Source organism: Aureimonas sp. AU12, assembly GCF_001463705.1.
GTDB lineage: Bacteria > Pseudomonadota > Alphaproteobacteria > Rhizobiales > Rhizobiaceae > Aureimonas.
This window is the reverse complement of record NZ_BBWH01000043.1, coordinates 32,011-48,931: the sequence shown is the minus strand read 5'-3', so window position 1 is coordinate 48,931 and position 16,921 is coordinate 32,011. Positions and strand designations below refer to the sequence as shown.

Here is a 16,921-nt window from a genome sequence, read left to right as displayed (position 1 = left end):
TTCCGGCATCGGCCGGGCGGGAACGGACTGGCGCGGGGGTTTGACCCGAGCCGCAGCACGGGTATGAATGAGCATGGCTGCAAGCGATCGCGATTTTCTGGGCCGGCCGGTCGTGGCGATCACCGGCATCGGCGTCGTCTCGTCGCTCGGCCGCGGCGTGGATGAAAACTGGGCGGCGCTGGCTGCCGGCCGCTCGGGCATTCACACGATCACCCGCTTCTCGACCGAGAACCTGCGCACGACGATGGCCGGGACCGTCGATTTCATGGACGTCTCGCCATGGAGCGGGATCGACCTCTCCTACGCTCTCGCGGAAGCGGCCGGGACCGAGGCGATCGAGCGCGCCGGGCTCGATCCGACGGCCTTCGACGCGCCGCTTTTCCTCGCTGCGCCGCCGATCGAGCTCGAATGGTCGCAGCGCCTGGCGCTCGACAAGCTGAGCGGTGACGCCCGCGAGGAGGCCGGCTACGACCGGCTTCTGGAACTGGCGCGCACCAACCGCTCACGCCGCATCTACGACCTCACGCTGTTCGGCGGCATCTCGGAGCGGCTGGCGGACCGGCTGGGCACGCGCGGCCTGCCCGTGACGCTGTCGACGGCCTGCGCCTCGGGCGCCAGCGCCATCCAGCTCGGTGTCGAGGCCATCCGGCGCGGCGACGCCGACCGCTGCATCGCCATCGGCACGGACGGTTCGGTCGGTGCCGAGGCGCTGATCCGCTTCTCGCTTCTCTCCGCCCTCTCGACGCAGAACGAGCGCCCCGAACAGGCCTCCAAGCCCTTCTCCAAGGACCGCGACGGCTTCGTCATGGCGGAAGGTGCCGGCGCGCTGGTGCTCGAATCGCTGGAGGCGGCGCGTGCGCGCGGCGCCGAGATCCTCGGCGTCCTTCTCGGCGTCGGCGAGCGCGCCGACGACTTCCACCGCACGCGGTCCAAGCCGGATGGCTCACCGATCATTGCCACGATCCGCGCCGGGCTCGACGATGCCGGCATCACGCCGGCCGACATCGGCTACATCAACGCTCACGGCACCTCGACGCCCGAGAACGACCGGATGGAGGCGACGGGCCTCACGGCCGTCTTCGGCGAACACATTGCGGCGACACCGATCTCCTCGAACAAGTCGATGATCGGCCACACGCTGACGGCGGCCGGCGCCATCGAGGCGGTGTTCTCGATCCTGGCCATGCGCGAGGGCACCCTGCCCCCGACGATCAACCATCACCATCCCGACCCGGCCATTCCGCTCGACCTCATTCCCAACGTCGCGCGGTCGGCCGACGTTTCGGCGGTCCTGTCCAATTCCTTCGGCTTCGGCGGCCAGAACGTGTCGCTGGTCCTCGGCCGCGAACCGCGCGCCTGAGCTCCCTTCGAGAGACGATTCATTCATGCGCGCATTGCAGCTCGTCGGCGACCGTGACCTTCGCCGCGTCGACGTCGCCGAACCCGGCGCTCCCGGCCCCGGCGAGGTCACGCTCCGCATCCAGGTCGTGGCGCTCAACCATATCGACGTCTGGGGCTGGCGCGGCATGGCCTTCGCCAAGCGCAAGCTGCCGCTGACGATTGGCGCGGAAGCCTCGGGCATCGTCGAGGCGATCGGCCCCGGCACCGCCGGTCTCGTGCCGGGGCAACTCGTCTCGATCTACGGCGCGCGCACCTGCGGCCTCTGCCGGCATTGCCGCGAGAAGCGCGACAATCTTTGCGAACACGTCGGGGGCGTCCACGGTTTCCATCTCGACGGGTTCGCGCAGGAGCGCATCAACCTGCCGGCGCGCCTCCTCGTGCCCGCTCCTCCCGGCTGCGACGCCGTGGGTGCGGCGCTGGCGCCGGTCACCTTCGGCACGGTCGAGCACATGCTGTTCGACAATGCCAAGCTGGAACCGGGCGAAACCATCCTGATCCATGCCGGCGGCTCCGGCATCGGCACGGCCGCGATCCAGCTTGCCAAGCGTCACGGCGCGACCGTCATCACGACGGTCGGCTCAGACGACAAGATCGAGGGCGCCAAGGCCCTCGGAGCCGATCATGTCATCAACTACCGGTCCGACCGGTTCGAGGGCGTTGTGCGCAAGCTGACGAAGAAGAAGGGCGTCGACGTCGTCTTCGAGCATGTCGGCAAGGACACGATGGCGGCCTCGATGTTCTGCCTCAAGCGCGGCGGCCGGCTCGTCACCTGCGGCTCGACCTCGGGCGTCTCGGCCGAGATCAATCTCATGATGCTTTTCCAGCAGCAGCTTCGCCTCATCGGTTCCTTCGGCTGCCGGATGGAGAACATGGCCGACGCCATGCAGAAGATGGCGCGCGGGCTGGTGAAGCCGGTGATCGACACCGAGATCGGCATGGACGACATCGCCGTCGCCCTGGAGCGCATGGAAGGCCGCAAAGTCTTCGGCAAGATCGTGCTGCACATGGACCGCGAGACGATGTCCGCCGCCGCATGAACCCGCAGATTGCCAAGGCCTGGAAGATCCAAAAGAAGCTTCGCGACTTCGTCGCCGCAAAGGCGCTCTTCGCGATCCTGCGCGTGCTTCGCCGCTTCCCGGCCGACCGGGGCCTGCGGATCGCGGATGCGCTGTCGCGCGCCATCGGACCCTGGACGCCCCGGCACCGGCTGGCGATCGAGAACCTGCAGCTCGCCTATCCCGAGAAGGATGCCGCCTGGGTCGAGGCGATCGCGCGTGCCAACTGGGGCCAGATGGGCCGCATCGCCGCGGAATACGTATTCCTCGACGAGATCTTCGACTTCGACCCCGAGCGCCCGGCCGGCGAGGGCCTGATCGAGGTGGACGGGCTGGAGCGTTTCGTCGAGCTGCGCGACAATCCGCGTCCGGTGATCTTCTTCACCGGGCATCTCGGCAGTTTCGAACTCCTGCCGATCTGCGCCGCGACGTTCGGGCTGGAGGTCACCGCCCTCTTCCGCCAGCCCAACAACCGCTACGTCGCGCGCGAGGTTCTGGCGGCGCGCCGCACCCGCGGCGGCCATCTCGTGCCCTCGAAGGCCGGCGCGGCCTGGGCCTTGGCTGGGAAGCTGCAGAGCGGCGGCAATGTCGGCATGCTCGTCGACCAGAAATTCGGCAAAGGCGAGACGACGACCTTCTTCGGCCGCCCCTGCCGTACCAATCCGCTGCTGCCGAAACTGGCGCGCCAGTTCGACGCCGAGATCTACCCGGCGCGGTCGATCCGCCTGCCCGGCGGGCGGTACCGTCTCGTGCTGGAGCCGAGGCTCGATCTGCCGCGCACGGCCACCGGCGAGATCGACGTGAAGGCCAGCTGTCAGGCCCTCAACGACGTCGTGGAGCGTTGGGTTCGCGAACATCCCGAACAGTGGATGTGGTTCCACCGGCGCTGGCAAGTCTGAGGCTGGCGTCGCCGTCGTGAGGTGCGCTCGGCCCTACACGCCGCAGGACACGGGTTCCGTGCAAAGCATGCATTTTTAAGGTTCTCGCGCCTATCGTCGCGCCAAGGGAACCGCGACGATGATCTTGAGACTGGTCCGAAAATACATGCTCACCGCCATCGGCGCCACGATCGTGGTGGCGACGATCGCGAGTGCGGGCGCGTATCTCGGCGCCCGGACGATCGACCAGCTCGTCTCGATCAGCATGAAGCGCCGGGGAGAATCGTTTGCCCGCTTCCTCGTCGAGAACGACAGCGCGCTCTATCCGATGCTGACCGGGATCTCCCGCGACACGGACGCCGAGGCCAAGGTGCGCTCGATCGCGACGGCGTCGGGCATCGACAGTTTCTCGATCTTCGATGTCGAGGGCCGCGAGGTCTTCACGCTGAGCTCGCAGCGGCACTCCTGGCTCATGCGGGAGCGTCCGGGCGGCACGGTCACGGGCGACCGGCTGTCGGAGACCTACGTTCGGCGGACCGGGCCCTGGATCGAGGTCGAAGGCCTCTCGACCGACACGCCGGCGGTTGTCGTGCCTCTCGAACGCGAAGGGCGGCGCGTCGGCTTCCTCACCAGCCTCAGCAACGGCACGGCGATCCGCGCGACGTTCACACAGGTGCTAACCCATTCGGCCAGCCTCTTCGTCTTCGTCACCATCCTGGCCACCGGCATTCCCGGCCTCATCTACCTGCGGCGCAAGCGGCGGATCGAGCAGGCCGACGAACACATCCAGTTCCTCGCCAATTTCGACACGTTGACGCATCTCTACAATCGCCGCCGGATGCAGGACGAGTGCGAGCGCATCCTGGCGACGTCGCGCGCCACACGCGAACGCCTCGCCTTCTGGAGCCTCGATATCGAGCGCATGGGCGACATCACCAACGGCTTCGGACAGGCCGTCGGCGACGAAGTGCTTCGGACCGTCGCCAAACGGCTCTCGATCGCGCTCGACAAGAACGACCTCGTGGGACGCCTCGGCGCCGACGACTTCGTGCTCCTGCAACGCAACGCGTTGAGCATCGACGCGGTCGAGGCCCTTGCCAAACGGATCCGCCGCAGCGTCGAGACGCCGATGGAGGTCGAGGGCCACACGATCGTGCCGCGCCTGTGCATCGGCGTCGCGATGATTCCCGATCACGGGCGCGTCTATAACGAGGTCGCCCGTCACGCCGACCTTGCGCTCCTCGTGCACAAGAGCAGCAAGCTCGGCGACTTCATCGCCTACGATCCGTCGATGGACGAGGAGGCCGTGCGTCGTCGCTCGATCGAAGCGCGTGTGCGCGAGGCCATCACGTCGGACGGGTTCGAGCTGTTCTATCAGCCGATCGTCTGCGGCTCGACGCACGAGCCGCTCGGCTTCGAGGCGTTGATTCGACTGCCGACCGGCGACGGCCAGTTCATCTCGCCCGCCGACTTCATCCCGATCGCGGAAGCGCGAGGCTACATCAAGGAAATCGGTAGCTGGGTCATCCGGCAGGCGACGCGTCAGCTCGCGCTCTGGCCGGACCATCTCTTCATCTCGGTCAATCTGTCGGCCGTTCAGTTCCGCGACGGCGATCTCGTCGACATCGTCGCGCAGGCGCTTCGCGACTCCGGGATCGCCGGACATCGTCTCGAGATCGAAGTCGTGGAGTCGTTGCTTCTCGATCGCTCCGACCTGATCCTCGACCAGTTGTCGGCGCTCAAGCGCCTCGGCGTCTCGATCGCCATGGACGATTTCGGCACCGGCTATTCCTCGCTCGGCTATCTCTGGCGGTTCCCCTTCGACAAGCTGAAGATCGACCAGTCCTTCATGCTCGCCTTCGGTGAGGGCGAGGCCAACGTCTCGCAGATCATCGAGACGATCGTGTCGCTCGGCCATCACATGGGCATGAAGGTAACGACCGAGGGCGTCGAAACCGCCGATCAGGTCGCCGCTCTCTCCGCGATGGGCTGCGACCAGTTGCAGGGCTACCACTTCGGCCGGCCCCAGCCGGTCGACCGCATCGCATCCGAGATGCTGAAACAGACCAGCGCACGCGGCGCGGCATTCCACGCTGCACCCGTTATCCTCGAAGAGGCCGTCGCGGTCGCCTGAACCAGGGTCAGAGCGCATGGGCGTCAATGGATCGATGCGTTACCGGTCCATCGAATGGCATCGCCAACATCACGTTTCGCCGCCAACCTTATAACTAATACTTCGTAAATAAAACGAGCAAAATATACTTCAAGAGGAAGCGAACAATTTAGGCGTTCTGCCGTTGTAGGAGAGGCGGCGAATGGAGGATGCGATGCGGGTTCTGATCGTCGAGGATGAGGCTCTCATCGCCATGGATCTCGAAGACATCGTGACCGACAGCATGGCCGCGGAATGCCTCTGGGCGAGAACGCTTGCGGATGGGCTGGCCAAGGCCGGTGCAGAGGTCGACTTCGCTCTACTCGACGTCGATCTCAACGGCCACACGTCGATCCCCGTCGCCGAACGACTGACCGAGCGTCGCATCCCGTTCTGCTTCGTATCCGGCAGCTTGGCCGATCTGCCGACGCGGTTTCGATCCGTCCCCTGCATCGCCAAACCCTTTCACTCGGACCAGATCCGAGCGCTTCTGCCCCGATTTTGGCGGACAACTTCCGTCGGTCCCCAGCGGGCCGTCATCCTCGATGGTCGATGCTTCGACCGCGTGGCCCTGACGGAGCGGGGCATGTCGCTCTGAACGGTTGCCGTCTTGTGCCGGCACGAGACCGTCCTAAGCGATGGTGCGACAACGCGTTCGCATTGTCGGATGCAGCCGGTGCATGAGCATACTGTGATGGGAAAACTCCGATTGTGTAGCGCAGAACGGACCCCCCCTTGCGGTTGACGTGACAAACAAAAAAAGGCCGGGACGAACCCGGCCTCGTTCAAGCGGAAGAAATTCGAGTTCAGCGAGCGACGTCGTTCACAGCGGCGCCCGTTGCGTCCACGGTGTTTCCGACGTCACGTCCGACGCCTCGGACGGTGTTGGCACAACCCGAAAGCGCCATCACGGCGGCGAGCGCAACGGTTACAGCAGAGATACGACGCGTCATGACCAATTCCTCAAGCAGAGACTATGGCGACTTAACGGCGCATTTGCCGCGCGGTTCCGCCGCACCGGTGTCTCCCTCATATTTTTTATGACGCGATGAAGTCGGGGACCCGTGACCATTTCGTCGCGGTTGGCTCCGTATGGTCACGCCCATCGATCATGCCCTGTACTTTTGCCGGGATCGGCTCCCATCTTAAGAGCGCGGGCGATCCTATCGCCCTGCCTTTCGAAAGACAGATGATGAGCGACAACAAGACGGCGACCGAGATCGCGAGCCTGATGACCTTGTCGCCCTGGGTGATCGGAGCACGGCTCGGCCAGATGTGGATGAGCAGCGCGCATCCGACGGCCGGTGATCGGCGCGAGATGGATCGCATGGTCACCGAGAAGTTGCAGGCCGTCGGTGAGAGCTTCATCGCCATGAACGTCGCGATGGCGACGGCAATGACGTCGGCGACGCTGGCGCTCGCCACCGGTTCACCGAGGGCCGTTAACGATCTCGATGCGATCGTCTCGGCGGGACTCATGCCGTTCTCCAGCCGCGTGCGCGCCAACCGCAAGCGGCTCTCTCGCTGAGGACCGGCCGACGCGGCGGATACGACGGGCGCACCTGCCGCCGCGATGGCGTCGAGTTGCCGATCGCACGCCGGCATTCGCCCGCTCACGCACAATCGACCGATTCGGCGAGGCTTTTGCACGGCGCTTTCTTCCCCTTGTTATCGACAAAGCCTATGTCTCGACACGTCGGACACAGGCTTTGCGTGCAGGGGCTAGAGATCGGCTGCCAAGGCATTCGGGCCGGGAAGGACGTTGAATGAAGCTGAAAGACGCCGTCTGGCCGGCGATCGGTCTCGTGGCCGTGATCTTCTCCTGCTGGCTGCTATATCGGGAGGTCCAGGGGCTGTCGCTGGACGACATATGGGCGAGCTTTACGGCGATCAGCGCGCCGCAATGGACGGGCTCGATCGCATCCGCGATCCTCGCCTACGTCATGCTGGCCTACTACGATCGTCTCGCCCTGCGCCATGTCGGGCGTCACGTGTCGTTTCCGTTCGTCGCCGCCACGTCCTTCGCCACCTACGCCCTCTCGCACAATATCGGCGCCTCGGTGTTTTCCGGCGCGGTCGTGCGCTACCGGGCCTACAGCTCGCGGGGGCTGACGGGGCCGGAGATCGCGCTTCTCATCGCCTTCTGCTCGTTCACGTTCGGGCTCGGCGTGCTCCTTGTGAGCGCGGTGACGCTGCTTCTGCACCCGACGACCGTGCAACGCTATTTCGACATCGATCCCATCATTCCCGTGGTGATCTCGCTCGTCATTCTGGCGGGGATCGCGCTCTACGTCTTCGGAAGCCTCAAGGGCCTGAAGCCGATGAAGATCGGCAGCTTCCTCCTGCAGTATCCGCGCCGCGACGTCGTGGTGCGGCAGCTGATCGCGGCGCCGCTGGAAATCATCGCGGCCGCCGGAATCATCTATTTCGCGCTGCCGGAGGCCAGCAATCCCGGCTTCGTCGTGGTGCTCGCGATCTTCGTGGTGTCCTTCTCGCTGGCGCTCGTCTCCCATGCACCGGGAGGGCTCGGCGTCCTCGAGGTGACGTTTCTCGCGGGCCTGTCGGATGTGCCGGAGACGGACGTCCTCGCCGCTCTCCTCGTCTTCCGCATCCTCTATCTTCTGCTGCCCTTCGCCGTGGCGATCGTCTTCGTCCTGCTGTTCGAGCAAAGCGCGATGTGGAAGCGGCGCGAACTCGACCCCGGTTCGCGCAAGTCGAGTTGAAGCGCAGGTTCGATGGACCGTCGCGGCGCTGGCCCGTTCAGTTCGGTGCCCAGCGATCCTGCCGTTGCTGCCACATGCGCTCGCCCGCGAGGCAATCCGCTCGCGTCGCCGTAGCGGCAAGCAATGCGACCGGCGGCTGGCCGACCGGCGCGCGCTTCGGCCAGAGCCCGGCCAGTTCGAGGACGAGCTTTCGGCGCACCGCCTCCGGGAATTGGGCCCATTCGTTGACGGGAATCATGAAGGCGCCGGGGCCGCCTATGACGCAGTCGGCATAGTACCGGTCGAGGTCGGCGATGGAGCCCCAGCTTCCCACCTCGCCGCCCGTCGTCATCAAAGGCAGGCCGTTGATGGTGATGCCTCGCGCGATGGCGGCATTTCGCGCGTCGGCGACGGACCGGCCCTGGTTGTTCGGCCCGTCGCCGGAGACGTCGATGACGCGGCGATCTCCGGCAAAGCCGTTGCCATCGAACATCGGCGCGACGAAGTCGATGGCGGCGGCGATCGAGGTGCGGCGGAGCCGATCGGGCTCGGCGGCGGCCAGCCGATAGGCGAAGCTCTCCGCGGCGGCCTTCGAGTCCACCAGCGTCCAGGGGATCACCACCGACTGCGAAAGCTCGCCCGCCCACTCGACATAGGAGATCGCGACGCGCCCGTAGGCCCCGTGCAGGATGGCCTCCTGCACCTCGGCGCTGCGCAGGGCCGCGATATAGCCGTCGCGCTGGATCTCCTGCTCGGCCCGGTCCATCGACCAGGACACGTCTACGGCGAGAACGAGTTCGACATCGACCGGAAGGTCTGCGACGGCAGCCGGCTGGGCCCGCACCGGAAGCGTCGTCGAGGCCAGACATGCTGCGAGCAATGCAAGGGCGATCCGCATGGTCGGATGGTCCGCCTCGCCGCGGCGATGCGCAAGACACAAAATCGTAACGAAGCTTGGCGGCTCGCCAGCCCCGTTCAACCTCCGATCTGTAGGACGGAGCGGTCGCGCGGGAGTTGGGATACCGGGGAATGAGCGAGATCGTGCAGCGCGGACGCGCAGTCGACGCATCAGGGCCACTCTCGCCGACGCAGCGCCTGGGAACCGGCGCGCTGGCCGCTGCCGTGGTCGCCGTCTGCATCCTGCTTCTCTGCCTGCCGCTCAAGCTTCCGGTCGGGCCGATGTACTGGGATCTCGTCGTCTATCTGGACGGCGCGCAGCGGGTCCTCTCCGGCCAGATCCCGTCAGTCGATTTCTTCGCCCCCGTCGGCCCGCTCGGCTACTGGCTCTTCGCCGCGGGCGAAACCCTGTTCCCGCGCGCGCAGCCGCTGCTGCTGGTGCAGTGGACCTTCCTCGCCATCACGCTGCCGCCCCTCCTGCCGGTGCTGGCGGGCGTCGAGCGCCAATCGAGGCTGCGCGCCCTCGCGCTCTTCGTGCCCTTCCTCGTCTTCCAGCTCGCGCCGATGAACGTCGAGCAGTATTCGAGCTTCCCGGGCGTCGACGGATACGGGATCTACAACCGGCAGGCCACCGAGCTTCTCTTCGTCCTCACCGCCGCGCTCGTTTTCGAGCGGCGGCAGAGGGTGATGCTCTTCGTCATCGCCTGGTGCTGCATCGCGCTGTTCCTGTCGAAGATCACCGGGTTCGCGGCGGGCGGCATGCTGTGTGCCTTCGCCTTCCTCGCCGGCCGCGTGTCGCTGCGCACGGCCTTGGCCTCCCTCGCCGCGTTCGGGCTGGCGCTTGTGGCGCTCGATGCCGGCACCGGTCTCGTTCGCGCCTATCTCGGCGACATCCTGCTTCTCGTGTCGATGAACGAGGGCGTGCTGCTATCGCGCTTCCTGCAGGCGGGGTCGGTCCACTTCGGCATCTTCGGATCCGGCGTCCTGCTCCTCGTCGCCCTTGTCGCGATCGACAGACGCTCGATTGCTTCGGCGGCCGGCGCCCTGCTCCGGCATCCTTCGCCGGGGCGCTGTGCGGCACTGTTCGATCGCGACGCGGCATGGGTCGCGGCCGCCCTCTTCACCGGGCTGTTCTTCGAGACGCAGAACACCGGCGGGCAAGCCTTCATTTTCCTCTGGCCGATCCTTCTCGCCATCGTCGTGGCCGCGCCCCGGTTGGCCACGGTGCCGATGATCGCGGTGCTGACGCTGACGGCCGCGACCTATCTCCCGCCGCTCGTTGATGTCGTCCACCGCACGATCCGCGCCATCGGCGGCGAGGCCAAGACGGTGGCGATCCCCGGCCCGCACCTGAAGAGCCTCGGCGCCGTCACGCAAAAGCCCGAGATCGTCGCGAGCGCGCGCAATCTCATCGCCAACTACCAGCGCTTCCCAGAGGCTTATCAGGCCTTTGCCGATGCGCGGCAGTTGCCCAGCTATTTCATGTATTCCGACGTCGAGTTCCAGGTCGCCTGGCTCTTGGCGACGGAAGATGCGGTTTCGTCGATCCTCGCCTACGAGGCGCGAACCGGCGAACGCTTCCAAACGATCATGAGCCTGAACTTCGTCAATCCGTATCCCTATCTCCTGGATCGGCAGGCACCGCGCCGCATCGCCATCGGCGCCGATCCGTTCCGCGCCGTACCGCCGCCGGATGCCGAGACGCTGGCCACCGTGGCGGCGACCGATCTCGTCCTCTACCCGACCTGCCCGGTGACCGCCGCCAATGTCCGGCTGCGCGAAATCTACGCGCCAGCGCTTACCGGGCACCGGGAGGTCCGGCTTTCCCCCTGCTGGATCGGCCTGCTGCGGCAGCCCGCTTCCTGAGGAGGCTCGCAGGCGCCGGCATGAAGAAGGGCCGGGCGTCGCCACCCGGCCCTCAACCACGATCGCAGGACGACGAGCGCTCAGCCGACCTGCGAGCGCACGAAGCTGGTGACGATCGAGACGATGCCGCGGCCGAGCAGTTCGTCCAGCGCGTCGCAGAACTGGTCCACGTTGTCGTGCGAGCAGATGAGCGGCGGCTCGAGGCGAATGACGTTGCGATTGTACTCGGTGAAGGCGACGAGGCAGTCATAGTCCTTCAGGAGCAGCGCCCCGACGAAACCCGACAGCGAGCCCTTCAGCTTTTCGTCGAGCAGCGCCACCATCGGACGCACCGCGAAGGGCAGCGTCTTCGAGAAGTCATGGAACTCGAGCCCGACCATCAGGCCGCGTCCGCGCACGTCCTTGACGATCGAGGGGTACTTCTCTTGGATCGTCCGCAGGCGCTCCAGCAGATACTCGCCGACCACCGCGGCATTGCCGATCAGGTCCTCGTCATAAAGCGTGTTCAGCGCCTCGATCGAGGTTGCGCAGCCCTCGCCGATGCCGCCGAACGTGGCATGGGCGTGGATCATCGCGGTCTTCGGCGTGCCGTAGGCCTTCATGTAGACGTCGCGCCGCGCGACCATCGCCGCCATCGCCGCCTTGCCGCCGCCGAAGCTCTTGGCCAGCGCCGTCACGTCGGGCACCACGCCGTGGTGTTCGAACGCGTAGAACTTGCCGGACCGGCCGTAGCCGCACTGAACCTCGTCGGCGACCCAGATCACCTTGTGCTGGTCGCACAGCGCGCGCACGCCCTGCCAGTATTCCGTCGGAGCCTCGATGATGCCGCCGCCGCCCTGGATCGTCTCGAGCACGACGACGCCCACATCGGGATCCGAGCGGACCACGGCCGTCAGCGCGGCGAGATCGCCGAAAGGCACCTTGTAGGTGTTCTCGACCAGCTTGAACTCGCCCTGATAGAGCGTCGAGTCCGTGATCGAAAGAACGCCCTTCGTCTTGCCGTGGAAGGAGTTTTCGGCATGCACGATCTTGCAGTTCTTGCGGCCCGAGGCACGCTCGGCCACCTTGATTGCGGCCTCCATCGCTTCCGAGCCCGACGAGCCGAGGAACACCATGTCGAGATCGCCCGGCGAACAGGCCGCGACGTTCTTGGCCAGCGCTGCCGCATATTGAGACAGGAAGGCGATCGCGATCTCGTGGCGCTTCTCGTCCTGGAACTGCTTGCGGGCGTTCAGGATGCGCGGATGGTTATGGCCGAAGGCAAGCGAGCCGAAGCCGCCGAAGAAGTCGAGGATCTTGCGGCCGTTCTGGTCGATGTAGAACATGCCCTCGGCGCGCTCGACCTTGACCTTGTGAAAGCCGAGCAGCTTCATGAAATGGAACTGGCCGGGGTTGATGTGCTCCTTGAACACGTCCGCCATGGTGCCGACGTCCATGGCCTTGGCCTGTTCGAGCGTCAGCATGTTCGGCTTCGGCGGCCCCTGGCGGAGCGGCGCGTCGAGCGAGGGGGCGGCGGTGATCGGGCGATCCAGCATGTCGGCGGTCCTCACTCGGCGGGTTGGGCGAAGGCGGCGGAGGACGCGGCGCGGCCTTCCTTCTTCGCCCGGTATTCGGAATAGGCGGCGATCAGCATGTCCTCGTCGCGGTACTGCGGCACCCAGCCGAGCTGGCGCTTGCCCTTCGACACATCCAGCACGCATTCCTCGTCGGCGATGAGATACTGCTCGGGATCCATGAGCGGCCGGTTCATCGCGTCGAGGAGGTCGAGGGTCTTCTTCACCGCCCAGCCCGGCGTCGGCACGAGGATCGACTTCGAGCCCGCATGCTTGACGAGGTCGCCGAGGAGCTTGCGCACCGGCGGCGGGTTGAGCGAGCCGAGATTGTAGGCCTCGTTCGGCACGCCCGCCTTCCACGCCAGTCGCGCGGCCTCGGCACAGTCGAAGACCGAGATGAACTGGTAGGGGTTGCGACCCGATCCGATCATCGGCACCGGCAGGTTGGCGTCGATCAGCTTGAACAGCTTCTCCAGGATGCCGAGCCGGCCGGGGCCGATGATGAGCCGCGGGCGGAAAAGCGAGATGTTCATGCCGCGTCGGCGCCAATCGCCGGCGAGTTCCTCGGTCTTCAGCTTCGACCGCCCGTATTCGCCGAGTGGCGCGACCGGATGGTCCTCCGTCATCGGCGTCTTGACCGTGTGGCCGTAGATCATGTCGGTGGTGAAGTGGACGAGGTCCTTGGCCCCCGCCCGGTCCATCGCCTCGATGATGTTGACCGTGCCGTGATAGTTCACCGGGAAGAAGAACTCGTGCCGCTTGGCCCGCACCTGCAGCGGCGAGAGCATCTTGGCCGACAGGTTGTAGACCATGTCGCCGGCGGCGATCGGCACGCGGCGCACAGCCGCGGGGTCGGTCACGTCGACGCTCATATGGGCGGCACGCGCATAATGCGGCAATTCGCTGCGGGCGATGTCGGCGACCACAACCTCCTCGCCATCGGCAACGAGCTTCTGCGCGAGATGGCGGCCGACGAAACCGTCGCCGCCGAAGAGGACATGCTTCATCGGGTGGCTCCTTCAGAGGTCTGGATGGCGGCGACCGGCGTCTCCTCGCCGTGGATCGTCGATCCGCCCTTGGCGATGAAGAACGTGCCGAGGCAGATCAGCGCGATGCCGCCGATGCGCGAGGGGTTCAGTTCCTCGCCGAACAGGGCCCACGCGGCCACGGCCACCGCGACATAGGCGAGCGAGAGGAAGGGATAGGCGTATGACAACTCGACCTTCGACAGCACGAAGAGGTGCGAAGCCATCGAGATCACGAAGGTCGCGAGCCCGAGGAAGACGAAGGGGCTGAAGACGATCTGCAGGATCTTCACCACCGGGTTGACCCCGGCGAACGACAGCGGCCCGAGCTGCATCATTCCGTATTTCAGCATCATCTGCGCCGCGGCGTTGGTGAACACCGTGAAGAGGATGAAGGGTATGTACCGGCTCATCGGCCGCTCCGTATCGAGGGGTGCGTCTGGCCCGCGACGATAGTGCGTGCGCGCCGACATCGAGTTAAGGCGGCGGGCTTGCAGGCGGGCGCGCGGCTCTTTCCTTCCGCAGCGTCAACAAAGCCTTGCGGCCGAGGTCGTCAGGCCGCCGCCGAGGTCACGCTTTTCGACGGCCGGAGCTGCCCGGCGGTGCGGCGCCAGAAGTCGGACATGAGGGCGGGATCGCGCAGCCGCTCCAGCCGCTCCCAGTTCGGGAACGAGGCCGCGAAGGTCTCGGGCGACATCCGGGCGTCCTTGTAGGGGTTCACCGCCCCGCCCGCGGCCACGGTGATGCGGTCGAGTTCGGCGAGAAGCCGCAACGTGCGCTCGCCGCGATGGGGAAAGTCGAGCGTCAGCGTGTAGCCAGGCCTGGGAAAACTGAGGAGACCCGGGCTTTCCAGCGCGCCGAAGCGCTTGAGCACCGTCAGGAACGAGCCCTGCTTATGGGAGCGGGCGCATTCCATGAGAGCCCGCACCGCCTGCGGCGCGACCTCGGCCGGCACCACGCTCTGGTGCTGGTGAAGCCCGCTCGGCCCGTAGAGCCGGTTCCACGCGCCGATACGATCAAGCGGGTAGAAGAAACCGTCGAACGGCACGTCGCGCCGGGTCGTTCCTGCTCGTGCCTTGCGAAAGTACATTTCGTTAAAGGCACGAAGAGCCAGCCCCTTGAGCGGGCTGATCGGCGGCGTGAACGGGACGCTCGCCAGCGCGGGCCGGGCAATGCCGCTCCGGTCTCCGTCCGGCGCATGATCGCCGGCGATGAGATGCCCCCGGCCGAAAGCATCGCCACTTGCAAGGGAGTCGATCCAGGCGACCGCATACTCATGGCGTGAATCGGCTTCTTCCGCGGCATCGAAATAGTCGGCCAGGCGGTCGAAGCGAAGCGTGGTCTCGCGGATCGTCAGCGACGAGACCGGCATCAGACGCAACGTGATCCGACCGACGAGACCGGTCAGTCCGAGGCCGCCGATCGTCGCCGCAAAGAAGTCGGCGTTCGTCGTCCGCGAGCAGCGAAGCGGTTCCGCCCGGTCCGAGCGATGCAGGGTGAAACTCTCGATCGCGCGTCCAAGTGTGCCACGGCGATGGTGATTCTTGCCGTGGACGTCGTTGGCCAGTGCGCCGCCCATCGTGACGAACTGCGTCCCTGGCGTGACCGGCAGGAACCAGCCCTGCGGCGCGGCAATGCGGACGATCTCCGGCAGGAGAACGCCGGCATCGACCTCGACAAGGCCGGTCAGAGGATCGAAGCGATGGATGGCGGCTCCGGCGCGCCGATCGATCAGGAGCCCGGCGTCGTTCAGGCCACTGTCGCCGTAGGAGCGGCCATTTCCGCGCGGCAAAAGGCCGTTCGGGCTGCGCACCGCCGCAAAACCGTCGCCTGCCTCGGTTCGAAGGGTCGCGCGGGTGACGTTGGTGGGCGCCGTCCGGCCCCAGCTGGCGTCGGAGTTAGACATAAGCCGCCCCCAGGAAGAGGAGGCCGCCGAGGCCGATCATGATCTGCGAGCGCCAGTCGTTGAGGATGAAGACGACGGGGTCCTCGTTCATCTGGTTACGCCGGGCGAGCACCCAGATCCGTACGACGATGTAGAGGACGAGCGGGCAGAGCGGCCACATCAGGTAGGGATGGTCGTAAAGCTGGCGGACCTCGGCGCTGTCGACATAGAGCGCGAGGACGAGGACCGAGGCGAAGCCGGACGCCATGCCCGCCTGCCCGATCGTCTCCAGATCGAGCCCGACATAACCGCGCCCCGAAGACGAGCGCGTGACGCCCTCGCCGAAATCCGCCACCTCGACGAAGCGCTTCACCAACGCCAGGGACAGGAAGAAGAAGATCGAGAAGGCCAGCAGCCAGAAGGATTCCATCGAATGCGCCGCCGCGGCCCCCGCGATGATACGCAGCGTGTAGAGCCCCGCCAGCGTGAGGACGTCGATGAGAAGCATGCGCTTGAGGACGAACGAATAGGCCGTGGTCGCCACCATGTAGACCGCAAGAACGGCGGTGAACTCGATCGGCAGCAAGGCCGAGAGCAGGAACGAGGTGACGAGGAGCAGGCCGGCCAGGGCTAGCCCCAGCGGGATGGGCACCGCGCCGCTGGCGAAGGGCCGGTTGCGCTTGGTCTTGTGGCGCCGGTCGGCCGGCAGATCGAGCAGATCGTTGAGGAGGTAGACCGACGAGGCCGCGAGCGAAAAGGCCAGGAAGCCGACGATCCCCGAGAGGACCAGGGCGGTGTCGAAGAAGTCCTGGTTGAGCGCCAGCGGCACGAAGACGAGGAGGTTCTTCGTCCACTGGTGCGGCCGCATCGCCTTGAGGATGCTGCGGGCGAGATGTCCTCGATCGGCGATCAACCGCGAGCCGCGATCGGAGGCGCGGTGCCAGGCGCGGGCGGACCGGTCGGGCTGGACCACCGTCACGGTGTCGGCGGCGTCGAAGAGGCAGATGTCGTCGCGCGAGTTGCCGACATAGTCGAAACCCCTGCCGAAGCACTGCGAGCGGATGCGCTCGAGCTTGCGGTCGGCCGACAGATTGGTCTCGCGATCACTTGCGATGACGTCGTCGAAGAGGCCGAGATGCCGTGCGACGGCCTGCGCCGTGCGTTCGTTGGAAGCGGTGGCGAGAACGATGTGCCGTCCGGCCTCGCGCTCCGCCTGGAGGCTCGCGACCACCTCTTCTCGGTAGGGCAGCGTCGCGACGTCGATCTCGGTGCGCGCGGCGAGTTCCGCCTTCAGCACGGACTTACCCGACAGCGCCCAGCCGAACACTCGCCAGAACTGCAGCGGATGGGCCCGTGCGAACAGGAAGAGGCTTTCCCACAGGATGTCGCTTCGGATCAGCGTCCCGTCGAGATCGACGTAGAGGGGACGTTCCGTTCTTGCGATGAGCGTATCCATGCGCCGCTTCCCATTCGCCGTTCCGGCCGTTTCATGAGAAGGGATATTGGG

General features: G+C 66.2%; 14 protein-coding genes. 8 read left to right on the top strand and 6 right to left on the bottom strand.

All coding sequences use genetic code 11. The annotated features are described in order from the left end of the window. Positions 1–73: 73 nt before the first annotated feature. From AUL33_RS17055 to AUL33_RS17025, 7 genes are all read left to right on the top strand, one after another. Positions 74–1,360 (top strand): beta-ketoacyl-ACP synthase, encoded by a 1,287-nt coding sequence (locus AUL33_RS17055; RefSeq protein ID WP_062211420.1) that lies wholly within the window; start codon positions 74–76, stop codon positions 1,358–1,360. A gap of 25 nt (positions 1,361–1,385) precedes the next feature. After that, positions 1,386–2,438 carry a zinc-binding dehydrogenase gene (locus AUL33_RS17050; RefSeq protein ID WP_062210963.1) on the top strand — a complete coding sequence of 351 codons (1,053 nt, stop codon included), beginning with the start codon at positions 1,386–1,388 and terminating at the stop codon, positions 2,436–2,438. Beyond that, positions 2,435–3,355 (top strand): lipid A biosynthesis lauroyl acyltransferase, encoded by a 921-nt coding sequence (locus AUL33_RS17045; RefSeq protein WP_062210960.1) that lies wholly within the window; start codon positions 2,435–2,437, stop codon positions 3,353–3,355. Before AUL33_RS17050 ends, AUL33_RS17045 begins: the two co-directional genes overlap by 4 nt. A gap of 118 nt (positions 3,356–3,473) precedes the next feature. Then, entirely contained in the window at positions 3,474–5,468 is a 1,995-nt protein-coding gene (locus AUL33_RS17040; protein WP_244492310.1) for a bifunctional diguanylate cyclase/phosphodiesterase, read from the top strand. 193 nt (positions 5,469–5,661) lie between these two features. Continuing rightward, positions 5,662–6,084 carry a response regulator gene (locus tag AUL33_RS17035; protein WP_192843209.1) on the top strand — a complete coding sequence of 141 codons (423 nt, stop codon included), beginning with the start codon at positions 5,662–5,664 and terminating at the stop codon, positions 6,082–6,084. A gap of 450 nt (positions 6,085–6,534) precedes the next feature. After that, the gene (locus tag AUL33_RS17030) at positions 6,535–7,014 is read left to right on the top strand and encodes a hypothetical protein (protein WP_210171793.1); all 480 of its coding nucleotides are present in this window, start codon (positions 6,535–6,537) and stop codon (positions 7,012–7,014) included. A 238-nt stretch (positions 7,015–7,252) separates the two neighbouring features. Next, positions 7,253–8,209, top strand: a complete 957-nt coding sequence (locus AUL33_RS17025) for a YbhN family protein (protein WP_062210952.1) — start codon at positions 7,253–7,255, stop codon at positions 8,207–8,209. Between the two features lie 37 nt (positions 8,210–8,246). Here the strand turns inward: AUL33_RS17025 and AUL33_RS17020 are convergent, their stop codons facing one another. Next, a complete protein-coding gene (locus AUL33_RS17020; RefSeq protein WP_062211417.1) occupies positions 8,247–9,086 on the bottom strand; it encodes a DUF1194 domain-containing protein in 840 nt (279 codons plus the stop codon). A 131-nt stretch (positions 9,087–9,217) separates the two neighbouring features. On the opposite strand from AUL33_RS17020, the gene AUL33_RS17015 reads away from it, so the two are divergent. Further along, entirely contained in the window at positions 9,218–10,951 is a 1,734-nt protein-coding gene (locus AUL33_RS17015) for a hypothetical protein (protein WP_062210949.1), read from the top strand. Positions 10,952–11,031: 80 nt separating this feature from the next. Here the strand turns inward: AUL33_RS17015 and AUL33_RS17010 are convergent, their stop codons facing one another. The 5 genes from AUL33_RS17010 to AUL33_RS16990 form a co-directional block, all read right to left on the bottom strand. Then, positions 11,032–12,486 (bottom strand): aminotransferase class III-fold pyridoxal phosphate-dependent enzyme, encoded by a 1,455-nt coding sequence (locus tag AUL33_RS17010; protein WP_192843208.1) that lies wholly within the window; start codon positions 12,484–12,486, stop codon positions 11,032–11,034. Positions 12,487–12,497: 11 nt separating this feature from the next. Continuing rightward, entirely contained in the window at positions 12,498–13,511 is a 1,014-nt protein-coding gene (locus tag AUL33_RS17005; protein WP_062210945.1) for an NAD(P)-dependent oxidoreductase, read from the bottom strand. Next, positions 13,508–13,942 (bottom strand): EamA family transporter, encoded by a 435-nt coding sequence (locus AUL33_RS17000; protein ID WP_062210942.1) that lies wholly within the window; start codon positions 13,940–13,942, stop codon positions 13,508–13,510. Before AUL33_RS17000 ends, AUL33_RS17005 begins: the two co-directional genes overlap by 4 nt. Before the next feature lie 140 nt (positions 13,943–14,082). Next, positions 14,083–15,435, bottom strand: coding sequence for an FAD-binding oxidoreductase (locus tag AUL33_RS16995; RefSeq protein WP_082652691.1), 1,353 nt, complete (start codon positions 15,433–15,435; stop codon positions 14,083–14,085). Then, entirely contained in the window at positions 15,428–16,870 is a 1,443-nt protein-coding gene (locus AUL33_RS16990) for a UbiA family prenyltransferase (protein WP_062210936.1), read from the bottom strand. Before AUL33_RS16990 ends, AUL33_RS16995 begins: the two co-directional genes overlap by 8 nt. Positions 16,871–16,921: the final 51 nt, after the last annotated feature.

Excerpts from the sequence above, each read along its gene's own strand:
- AUL33_RS17055 (WP_062211420.1), top strand. The coding sequence starts at position 74 with ATGGCTGCAAGCGATCGCGATTTTCTGGGCCGGCCGGTCGTGGCGATC.
- AUL33_RS17050 (WP_062210963.1), top strand. The coding sequence starts at position 1,386 with ATGCGCGCATTGCAGCTCGTCGGCGACCGTGACCTTCGCCGCGTCGAC.
- AUL33_RS17045 (WP_062210960.1), top strand. The coding sequence starts at position 2,435 with ATGAACCCGCAGATTGCCAAGGCCTGGAAGATCCAAAAGAAGCTTCGC.
- AUL33_RS17040 (WP_244492310.1), top strand. The coding sequence starts at position 3,474 with ATGATCTTGAGACTGGTCCGAAAATACATGCTCACCGCCATCGGCGCC.
- AUL33_RS17035 (WP_192843209.1), top strand. The coding sequence starts at position 5,662 with ATGCGGGTTCTGATCGTCGAGGATGAGGCTCTCATCGCCATGGATCTC.
- AUL33_RS17030 (WP_210171793.1), top strand. The coding sequence starts at position 6,535 with ATGAAGTCGGGGACCCGTGACCATTTCGTCGCGGTTGGCTCCGTATGG.
- AUL33_RS17025 (WP_062210952.1), top strand. The coding sequence starts at position 7,253 with ATGAAGCTGAAAGACGCCGTCTGGCCGGCGATCGGTCTCGTGGCCGTG.
- AUL33_RS17020 (WP_062211417.1), bottom strand. The coding sequence starts at position 9,086 with ATGCGGATCGCCCTTGCATTGCTCGCAGCATGTCTGGCCTCGACGACG.
- AUL33_RS17015 (WP_062210949.1), top strand. The coding sequence starts at position 9,218 with ATGAGCGAGATCGTGCAGCGCGGACGCGCAGTCGACGCATCAGGGCCA.
- AUL33_RS17010 (WP_192843208.1), bottom strand. The coding sequence starts at position 12,486 with ATGCTGGATCGCCCGATCACCGCCGCCCCCTCGCTCGACGCGCCGCTC.
- AUL33_RS17005 (WP_062210945.1), bottom strand. The coding sequence starts at position 13,511 with ATGAAGCATGTCCTCTTCGGCGGCGACGGTTTCGTCGGCCGCCATCTC.
- AUL33_RS17000 (WP_062210942.1), bottom strand. The coding sequence starts at position 13,942 with ATGAGCCGGTACATACCCTTCATCCTCTTCACGGTGTTCACCAACGCC.
- AUL33_RS16995 (WP_082652691.1), bottom strand. The coding sequence starts at position 15,435 with ATGTCTAACTCCGACGCCAGCTGGGGCCGGACGGCGCCCACCAACGTC.
- AUL33_RS16990 (WP_062210936.1), bottom strand. The coding sequence starts at position 16,870 with ATGGATACGCTCATCGCAAGAACGGAACGTCCCCTCTACGTCGATCTC.